The following is a 10,561-nucleotide window of genomic DNA, read 5'->3' on the forward strand; positions in this document are numbered from 1 at the left end:
CACTCAACTCGCCACCCCATCGCCAACCCACCGCATCGTCTTTCGCGCAAGCCGTTCAAAAGCCTCCACGGCCAGCGTCAGATCTTCGACCTTCGTATCCTCTGCCTTGTTATGGCTAAGCCCCCCGAGCGACTGCGTAAACATCATCACCGTCGGTATCCCCGCACGCGCCACCTCGGCAGCGTCGTGCAGCGGCCCCGAAGGAAGCCTGTGAGCCACTCCAGCCGTCTCACGCACCGCCTCCTCGCAAAACCCAATCAGCCTTGAATCAAACGGAATCGGCTCGATACTCCAGATCCTCGACCACTCCACGCTGCAACCCTCTTCTTTCGCGAAGCGCTCACTCGCAGCGCGAGCCTCCGCCAGCATCTCTGCAAGCACACCCGCATCTAGATCGCGCATATCGAGCGTCGTCTCGCAGCGTCCCACCACTGCCGTCACGATCCCCGGAAAAGTCTTCACGCTTCCCATCGTCGCCACAGCATCAGAATGCTTCCGCGCGATCGGACGTATCTCCAGCGCAAGCTTTGCCGCAGCTGCCAATGCATCCCTTCGCACAGCCATCGGAGTGGAACCCGAGTGTGCCTCCTGCCCATGAAACGTAATAGCGTGTCGCTCCACCCCCTTCGTACCCAGCACGACTCCCAACGGCAAGCCTCTCGCTTCGAGTACTGGCCCTTGCTCGATATGAAGCTCCAAATAGGCCGCAGCGTTCTTTCGTTCCGCGCCTGCATCCCCAATTCGCTCCACATCAATCTCGCAGCTGCGAAGAGCATCCTCCAGTCGAACCCCATCGCGATCCGTTCTGCCGCGATCAGCCTCGATCGTGTGACTCCCCGCAAATGCCGAAGACCCAAAGAGGCTCCGGCCAAACCGCGCGCCCTCCTCGTCGGCCCAGTCCACCAGGCGAATCGTAACTGGTGGACTGCCATGAAAGTCTTCAGCCGCGCTGCGCAGCACCTCGAGCCCCGCGAGCACTCCAAGACATCCATCCAGCCATCCGCCATTCGGCACTGAATCAAGATGGCTCCCCAGGAGAAGCGCCCGCTCCGACTCTCCCCGAAGCGTCGTCCACGAACTACCGGCAGCATCATAATGATGCTCGGCCGGAAGCCCTTTCAACTTTCCCTGAAACCACTCGCGCGCCTCCAGCCAAACGGCGCTCCACGCCAACCGCTGCGCCCCCTTGGTGTCGCCTGTCAGTGCACGTAGTTCCTTAAGATCAGAGATCACTCGAAGCGGATTGACAGGCACGCACATTCCCCCGAAAGATAAGGGTATACCCGTCTATCCACCTGCTAAGCAAAATCGAAACGCGAAGGCTTTCGAAGGTCATACCGCAAGCCGCAACTTTCATAGAAACAGGAACGTCTCTTCGTGCACCAGCCGTTACGATGGTTCTAGAGTGCGCCTCTATCTGAAAGAGATCTAATCAGATCCACAGGATTCAATCGCCACGCTCGCCAAATGCGAGCCTCAGGGAGTCTCGTTTGTCCGCTAGGCATCTCACCGTCGCATCGCTCCTCTTAGGGTCTCTGCTGGTCTCTGTCTCTGGATGGCCCCAGGCCAATCCACCTGAGAGTCCTCAAAACAACAGGATCATCGAGACCAGCGGTGTCCTCAACTCTCGCCGGCAGCAGAAAAAGCATTACGTCGTCCTCGTCTCGCTCGACGGCTTCCGCTACGACTATCCACAGGAGTGGGGCGCGACTCACATCGCCGAGCTAGCGCGCACCGGAGCCACAGCACCCGAAGGCATCCTACCGGCCTACCCCTCCATCACCTTCCCCAATCACTTCACGCTGGTCACAGGTCTCTACCCAGAGCACCACGGAATCGTCAATAACACCTTCTACGATCCGGTCCGTGGCGAAAACTACTCCTACAAGGATGACAAAACCAATCGTGACGGCAGCTGGTACGGTGGCACTCCCCTCTGGTCGCTTGCCGAGCATCAGGGAATGCGAGCCGCCTCTTTCTTCTGGCCCGGCTCCGAGGCGCAGATCGCAGGCGAGCGGCCTGACGAATATCTTCACTTCGATGACCATTTTGACGATCACAAACGCATCGATCAGATCATTGCCTGGCTCAATCTCCCGCCCGCCCAGCGCCCGCACTTCATCACCCTCTACTACAGCAACACCGATCACGCTGGCCACGACCACGGACCGGACTCGCCTGAAGAGCGCGAGCAGGTACACCACGTTGACCAACTCATGGGCGAGCTCAAAGCGAAACTCGACGCTACCCATCTGCCCATCGATCTCATCGTCCTCGCCGATCACGGCATGGTAACGACACAGGGAGACTGGATCACTCTCGACCAGTACGCCGATCTCTCTCACTTCAAAACCGACGGTACGCTTCTCTACGCAGACTCTGAAGCCGACGCGCAGAAAGCCTACGAGAGCTTTCGCGCCCACCCCGACCCGCGGTTCACCGTCTACAGACGGGCCGACGTTCCCGCCTATCTCCACTTCAACGAAAACCCCCGCGAGGGAGATCCCGTACTAATCCCCAATGGCCCGTATATCTTTCGCATTCACCCTGGCACTCGCAAGCCTCCCACTGGCGACCACGGATACGACGTCACCCGCATGCCCGAGATGAAAGCGATGTTCGTCGTGAACGGCCCCGACATCCGCCCTGGCACAAAGCTCGCAAGCTTTCAAAACGTCGACGTCTACGACTTCATCGCGAAGCTTCTCGGCCTAAAGCCAGCACCCAACGATGGCGAACTAAAGCCGCTTCGTCCCGCCCTCAAGTAAATTTCACCAGGAACACTGCAAAGGCCAAAGCGGTTCTATTCGTAACACCAATTTTTATTTCGTGCTAACTTTGTACAAGGAATCACAGCTCTCGTTTTGTGCTAACTTCAACTGAGAAACATCCTGGGTGCCCGCAAGGGCATAAAAGGGAAGCCGGTGTAAGTCCGGCATGGTCCCGCCACTGTAATCAGGAAAAGACTCTTCACTAGCCACTCGGTTGTTCTCGGGGAAGGCGAAGAGTCAGGAGCTGCTCCACAGCAGCTTCGCCTGTAAATCAGGAGACCTACCCAGGAGAAGTCGTGATTCTACCCCGCGTGGAAACGGGGGCGATCGCTCACTCATCCTGAGCCTTAGCCTTATCCCCACGCCTTTTTGTTGAGGCGAACGTGTACCTATCGAAGTCCATCTCTTCCATTGTCAGATCACTCCTACTCTGTCTGACGATCGCCTTCGTCTTCTTCTCCGCACCGCTCCTGCACGCTGCCACCGGAGGCAGCATCTCCGGCTCCATCACAGATCAAACCGGCGCCGTCGTCCCAGGCGCCACGCTCGACCTCGTCAGCACCGCGCAGCAGACGCCCTACAAAGCGATCTCCGACAGGCAGGGTTTCTACACCTTCCCCAATCTCCCCGTCGGTCATTACGACCTCACCGTCACCGCGACCGGCTTCAATCCGCAGTGTAAATCCGACCTCACGGTCGATACCGACTCCGCCATCCGCGTCAACGTCTCCCTCGAAATCGGCACCCGCGCCGATGTCGTAACCGTCACCAGCGATCCCGGCGTACAAGTCGATACCGCGGCAACCCACCTCGGCGAAGTCGTCTCCGGCGATCAGATGACCGCCATCCCCCTCAACGGCCGCAGCTACACTGACCTCCTCGCCATCCAGCCCGGTGTAGCGCCCGTCTCCACGCTCCTGCCAAGCTCCGTCATCATGGCAGGCGTCACCGGCGGCATCGACCCCTCAGGCGACGCCAACCCCGGCAACCTCTCCATCAACGGCCAGCGCGAATCCTCCAACGGCTTCATGGTCAATGGCATCGATGTGCAGGAGCACATGAACGGCGGCACCTCCGTCATCCCCAACCTCGACTCCATCGAAGAGTTCCGCGTCCTCACCACCAACTTCGATCCCGAGTACGGCAACTACAACGGCGGCATCATCAGCGTCGTCAGCAAATCCGGCACCGGCCACCTCCACGGCAAAGCCTTCGAGTTCTTCCGCAACACCAACCTCGACTCCAGGGGATACTTCGACCAGACCCGCGCCGCCTTCAACCAGAGCCAGTTCGGCGGAGCCCTTGGCGGTCCTGTAGCCGGCCCCATCAAGCGCGACAAGCTCTTCTTCTTCACCGACTACCAGGGAACCCGAACCACGCAAGGCGTCTCCACGGGAAACATCTCCGTCCCCACCGTCGCTCAACGCACCGGCACCTTCAACGATCTCACCGGCTCAGTCAGCGGCCCCTACGTCGCATCTCTTCTCTCGCAAAAACTCAGCCGCACGGTCACCTCCAACGAGCCGTACACCAGCGTCTTTCCCGACGGCAGCATCCCTCAGGGCGCATGGTCAGCCCCGGCAAAGAACCTCCTTCAATACATCCCGTCGCCGAACGTAGGCCAGAATCAGTTCTCCACCTCTGCCTTCTCCCAAACCGTCCGCGACGACAAAGGCTCCGCGCGCATCGATGCCAACACTCGCATCGGCCAGCTCTCCGCCTACTACTTCGTAGACGACTACAACCTCGACAATCCCTTTCCCGGCTCCGTCGCCGGAGCAAGTATCCCCGGCTTCGACGCGCTCTTCATCGGCCGCGCTCAGCTCCTCTCCGTCGGCGACACCAAGGTCATCGGAGCCAACACCGTCAACGAGCTTCACTGCGGCTACCTGCGCAACGCCAACGTCATCGGCCAGCCGAAAGGCGGCCTTGGCGTCAGCCTCGTCTCTCAAGGCTTCGCGGATCCTGCTGCTGGCGGCATCTTCGTCCAGGCCCCGCAGTTCGAAGGCGTCGAAAACATCACCTTCCCCACCTTCGTCCTGGGCGTCCCCATCACAAACCTGACCCAGATCAACAACACCTTCTACTTCAGCGAAGGCCTCTCCCGCTCCATCGGCGCGCACACTCTCAAACTCGGCGCCCAGTACCACGACGACCAGGTCAACGAGCACCCGAACGCCACCTTCAACGGCACCTTCAACATCAACGGCACCGAAACCGGCGACTCCTACGCCGACTTCCTTCTCGGCACTCCAAGCAACTTCACTCAATCCTCCGGCCAGCCCTTCTACCTCCGCAACCGTTACCTCGGCCTCTACGTCCAGGACAGCTGGCGCGCCCGCAGCGACCTCACCATCAACGCTGGCCTCCGTTGGGATCTCATCGCTCCCTGGTCGGAAAAATACAACCAGCTCCAGACCTACATTCCCGGCGCACAATCAACCCTCTATCCCGGAGCCCCTCAAGGCTTCGTCGTAGCCGGCGATCCAGGTGTCCCCACCACCATCGCCCCCACCAGCTATAAAAACTTCGCCCCTCGCATCGGCTTCGCCTACTCGCCAAAGTTCGACCAGGGCTTCTGGAGCAAAATCTTCGGACCCTCCGGTCAGTCCAGCATCCGCGCCAGCTACGGTCTCTTCTATACCGCCTTCCCAGGACTCTCTGCTGGCATCATGTACGCCGTCCCTCCCTTCGGCTTCAACTACCTCAGCACTGGCCCGCCGCTGCTCGCCACACCGTTCATCACCGCCGCCACAGGAGTCAATAACGGCCAGCGCTTTCCCTTCCCGTTCCCCTCGCACTCAGTCTCCCGTACTAACCCAGACACCTCAGTCAACTGGGCCAACTTCACTCCCATCGCAGCGGACCCCTTCTTCTACTACCGCAACCGCGCACCCTACACCAACAACTACATGCTCTCCCTCCAGCGTCAGCTCACCGGCCACACTTTGCTCACAGTCAGCTACGTCGGCAATCAGGGCCACCGCATCCTTGCGCTCGTCTCCGCAAACCCCGGCGACCCGGCACTCTGCCAAAGCCTCAAGGGCTGCGGCCCCTTCGGCGAAGACTCCACCTACACCAATAGCTCCGGACAAACAGTGCAGGGAACTCGCGTAGGTCAAGGCTCCAACTATGGTGAAAACACCGCCGATAAGTCCATCGCCGCCTCCAACTACAACGCCCTCGAAACCACCCTCCGCTACCAGCGCCACCGCTCGCAGCTCCTCCTCAGTTACACCTACGCCAAATCCATCGACCAGGGCTCCAGCCTCGGCGAGCAGCTCAACCCCATCGATCCCCGACAGAGCCGCACCATCTCCGCCTGGGATCTCAAACACGACTTCGTCGCCAGCTACAACTGGGCGCTCCCCATAGCGACTCTCCTGCACAAAAGCAATCGCCTCACCGAAGAGTGGAGCCTCTCCGGCGTCACCCGCTTCGCCTCCGGCTTTCCCGTCACCCTCTTCGATAACTCCGACAACTCCCTCCTCGGCACCCTCGGCAACGGAGCCAACAACTATCTCCTCGACACGCCTCAATATCTCCCCGGCCCGCTCCACATCAACACCAATGGCCGCAACGGCCGCCCAGCCTTCAACACCGCCCTCTTTCCGGAAGAGCAGCTCGGCCAGCTCGGCAACGCCAAACGCCGCAACTTCTACGGTCCCGGCATTAGCAACTTCGACATGGCCCTCCAGAAAGGTCTTCGCTTCGCCGATGCAAGATCGCTGGAGTTCCGCCTCGAGTCCTTCAACACCTTCAATCACACTCAGTTCTACGGTCCAGCCGCCGTCGACGGTCAGGTCGAAGACACACAGAACTTCGGCAAGATCGTCAGCGCCGCAGCTCCACGCCTGGTGCAGCTCGCGGCAAAGTTCTCGTTCTAACGCAACAAGAAGGCAGAACTCACTTAAAGTGATTCCAGCTGCGAAATAACATCAGAAAAATGACTGAAAGATGAGTATATTTCCACTTCTAGCCGCAAGTGATCTCAGGTCGTCGCACTCGTGTAAAATCCACGAGACCACACACCCATAATGATCAAGCTGGCTAAAATCCCCAATCTTACAGAGCTTACCTACCGGAGCATTAAGCAAAGCGTGCTCGATGGGACTCTGGGCGAACTGTCCCGGCTTACGGAAGAATCGCTCGCCACGCAACTCGGCATCAGCAAATCTCCCGTCCGGGAAGCGCTCAACCGGTTAGAAGCCGAAGGTCTCGTTCGCATCGAAGCGCGTCGCGGAGCCTACGTTCGTCAGTTCTCCTCCAAAGAAGTTCGAGAGCTCTACGAGCTGCGCGAGCTTCTTGAGGTTCACGCGATCGACTCTGCGACCATCACTCCGAAGCTGCTCACGGATCTCTCTGCCAGCATCAACCGAACGAAAAAGCATCTCAAGAACGGAAACAAGCTCGAGCACATCGAAGAAGACATGCGCTTTCACGGCCTGATCACTGCCGCCACCGGCAACCAGGAGCTCTTCCGCGTCCTCGAAAACGTACAGCAGAAGGCCCTCCTCTGCCGCTCAAAATCGTACGAGCTATCAGCCACCACCGCGCCCGTTGCTCACATGAAGATCTATCAGGCCCTGAAAAACGAATCCAAGCGAGAGGCTCGCGCCGCCATGCGCGAACACATCGTCTTCGTCCGTGACCGTCTGCTCGCCACCTTCAAAACAGCGAGCTGAAGGTCACGCAAATCACGCCGCAACTGGTGGAGAGAGTCGGTTTCGTTTTTCGTCTGTCCCGCCAGAGGGGAATCTGCGTTTTGCACCCCATTCCACCCTCATTGCCATAAGCGCTGATTCAAAGTTCGCGCAGTGCGGATCCCCGCGCCAGTAACCGCTTTCGCAGCATCGATCCAGAGTCGAGCAAGCGTCCTTGCATAAAATGGCCCAATTTTCTACTTGCATCTCAGTACAGTTGTCTATACCATTTTGCCTTCTGACAAACCTCGATTTTTTGAGGGCTGTACTTCAATGCCGGACCCGCTTCCTGAGCAGAACCTCGCAAGGTTTCGCGCATGCAGCTCTTCCGGGAGGCACGACAACACAGACGCAAAGGATCGAACAGCTCTGCATCGATCAGCAACTGCAGAGCCGCTTCCCCTCAGGCGCAGACAGCAATACCCCAATCTCAGCGAGCCCCTCCCGTAAGAGCGGCCTGAGAGTTTCGCAACAGCTTTAAGAAGTAGATCTTGGAGGCCACCAATGAAAGCACGCATCGCCCTATTTAGTCTCTTCGTGTCTCTCGTCTGTTCTTTGGCGCATGGGCAGGACATCAGCGCTAAGATCACCGGAACCGTAACCGACGCCTCAGGCGCCGTCGTCGCAGGCGCAGAGGTCACTGCTCGCGAGGCCTCCAGGGGAACCACCTATCCCACCCGGACCAGCCCCTCCGGAACCTACTATCTTTCCCCTCTGCCCGTGGGCCAGTACACCCTCAAGGTCACCGCTCCGGGATTCTCCTCGTCAGAGCGCCCCGCCTTCACCCTCGACCAGGCACAGACTGCCCGCATCGACATCGCCCTCACCGTCGGACAGACCTCCCAGACCGTCGAAGTCACCGGTGCGCCGCCTCTCCTCCAGACCGATGCCAGCTACATCGGTACCGTCCTCGACGCACACGCCAACGTCACCCTGCCGCTCGCCACCCGCAACTACCAGCAGCTCACGCTGCTCACGCCCGGCGCCGTCACCCCCAACCCGAGCGGCTTCACCGGTCCGCAATCCAGCTTCCAGGGCGGACGTCCCTACATCAACGGCAACCGCGAGCAGACCAACAGCTACATCCTCGACGGCATGGACAACAACCAGATCGACAACAACGAGGTCGCCTTCTCGCCCAGTGTCGATGCCATCCAGGAGTTCAATCTCATCTCCCAAAACGCCCCGGCTTCCTACGGCAACTACCTTGGCGGCGTCGTCAGCGTCACCATCAAGTCCGGCACCAACCAGTTTCACGGTGACGCCTTCGAGTTCATCCGTAACGACGTCTTCAACGCCAACACCTGGGCCAACGGTCTCACCCGGGGCACCCCGTTCGTTCCTGCCCAGAACGGCCTCCCCGCACAGAACAACGTAGACGGCACAGGCTTCAAGCCGAAGCTTCGCTGGAATGAGTTCGGCGGTTCCATCGGCGGCCCTATCATCAAGGACAAGCTCTTCTTCTTCGTCGACTATCAAGGCTCCCGCTTCGACCAGCCCGCCACCGCGTCACAGTTCACAGTACTGACCACAGCCGAGCGGAAAGGTGACTTCTCCGCTCTCTGCTCCGCCGGCTTCAATGCTCAGGGCGTCTGCAATAACCTCGCCCAGCAGCTCTACGATCCCCATTCGGCTTCTACTCCTACTGGCCGCCTCCCCTTCCTCAACAACCAGATCACCGGCAACATCAGCCCCGCTGCCGCCAGCATCCTCAACTCCCCCCTGTACCCACAGCCCATCAACGGCAACCTGACCAACAATCAGATCAATCTCACCAGCAGTTCGACCAACACCGATCAGGGCGACCTCAAGATCGACTGGGTAGCCTCTCAGAAAGATCACGTCTACGGCCGCTACTCCCAGCAGAGAATCAGCAGCCCCACCAATAACGGCCTCCCCCTGCAGGGCGACTCCCTGAACACCTATCCGCTCTACAACGGTGTCATCGATTACTCCCATACCTTCAGCGCGACGCTGCTTAACAACTTCCGTCTCGGTGCCAGCTACTTCCCCGTCACCTTCAGCAACACCAACCCCACCGGCCAGGATCTCCCCTCCGTCTTCGGCATCGCCGGTGCAGCACCCGGCCAGACCTTCCTCCCCCAGATGCTCTTCGCCGGAGCCTTCAACGCCTCCGACTTCGGCAACGACAACCTCGTCCAGCAGTTCCACGACACCGTCGCTCAGATCGAAGACACCGTCACCCTCATCCACGGCAAGCACACCATCAACCTCGGCTTCGAGGGCTATCGCTACATCACCAACATCCTCTACGTCGGTAACTCCGGCCTCGCCGGGCAGATCACCTTCAACGGATCCTTCACCGGCAATCCCTCCGTCGTTGTCCCCCAGGCGGGCGGCGGTACCACCACCCCCTCCGGCTTCGCCGAAGCCGACTTTCTCCTCGGCCTGCCCACCAACGTCGCCATCGGCAACGGCACCGACCACAGTTTGCGTAACAACCTCTACGCCGGATTCGCTACAGACGACTGGCACCCCCTCTCCAACCTCACCCTCAATCTCGGCCTCCGCTACGAAGTCATCAACCCCCGCGCCGACGCTCACAATCAGGAGACCAACTACGGCCTCTTCACCGGCAACGTCGAGATCGCCGGCATAAATGGCAACTCCTCCTCCCTCTACAACCAGTACAACGGCCCCACCAACTTCCAGCCGCGCATCGGCTTCTCCTACCAGCCCAACGGCGACAAGGCCATGGTCATCCGCGGAGCCTACGGCATCTCCAACTTCTCCGAGACCACCGGCGCCGGCAACCTCCTCTTCCAGAACCCGCCCTTTGCCGTCCAACCCAACGTCACCTACGCCGGTGGCACCCTGGCCCAACCCGGCTCCACGCTCGATAACGGCTTCTCCACCCTATCCGCCCCCGGCTGTACCGTGGCCTTAGCCATCGCGCAGTCCCCCCTCTGCTTCGCCAGCGCCGGAATCCACGCCTACGACCCCAACAACACCCGCCCCGCTGTCTCTCAGCAGTTCAACCTCACCGTCCAGCGGCAGCTCGGCAACTCCGCCACCTTCTCCATCGGCTACGTCGGCCAGAAGACCGATCACCTCATGGCCATCTCG

General features: G+C 59.9%; 5 protein-coding genes and 1 riboswitch. Of the genes, 4 read left to right on the forward strand and 1 reads right to left on the reverse strand.

Annotation, left to right across the window (positions count from 1 at the left end):
* Positions 1-3: 3 nt before the first annotated feature.
* Positions 4-1,233 (reverse strand): Zn-dependent hydrolase, encoded by a 1,230-nt coding sequence (locus GSQ94_RS15690; RefSeq protein ID WP_254063904.1) that lies wholly within the window; start codon positions 1,231-1,233, stop codon positions 4-6.
* 257 nt (positions 1,234-1,490) lie between these two features.
* On the opposite strand from GSQ94_RS15690, the gene GSQ94_RS15695 reads away from it, so the two are divergent.
* From GSQ94_RS15695 to GSQ94_RS15710, 4 genes are all read left to right on the forward strand, one after another.
* Entirely contained in the window at positions 1,491-2,768 is a 1,278-nt protein-coding gene (locus GSQ94_RS15695; RefSeq protein ID WP_254063905.1) for an ectonucleotide pyrophosphatase/phosphodiesterase, read from the forward strand.
* A gap of 108 nt (positions 2,769-2,876) precedes the next feature.
* Positions 2,877-3,074, forward strand: a riboswitch (cobalamin riboswitch).
* An 80-nt stretch (positions 3,075-3,154) separates the two neighbouring features.
* Complete coding sequence (locus tag GSQ94_RS15700; RefSeq protein ID WP_158944775.1) at positions 3,155-6,658, forward strand: carboxypeptidase-like regulatory domain-containing protein; 3,504 nt, start codon at positions 3,155-3,157, stop codon at positions 6,656-6,658.
* Between the two features lie 150 nt (positions 6,659-6,808).
* Entirely contained in the window at positions 6,809-7,456 is a 648-nt protein-coding gene (locus tag GSQ94_RS15705) for a GntR family transcriptional regulator (protein WP_158944776.1), read from the forward strand.
* A 522-nt stretch (positions 7,457-7,978) separates the two neighbouring features.
* A partial coding sequence (locus GSQ94_RS15710; protein WP_158944777.1) for a TonB-dependent receptor occupies positions 7,979-10,561 on the forward strand: 2,583 nt, incomplete at its 3' end.

It is taken from the genome of Granulicella sp. S190 (assembly GCF_009766095.1).
In the GTDB taxonomy this organism is placed as follows: domain Bacteria; phylum Acidobacteriota; class Terriglobia; order Terriglobales; family Acidobacteriaceae; genus Edaphobacter.

Coding starts and splice junctions, on each gene's coding strand:
- GSQ94_RS15705 (WP_158944776.1), top strand. CDS start 6,809: ATGATCAAGCTGGCTAAAATCCCCAATCTTACAGAGCTTACCTACCGG.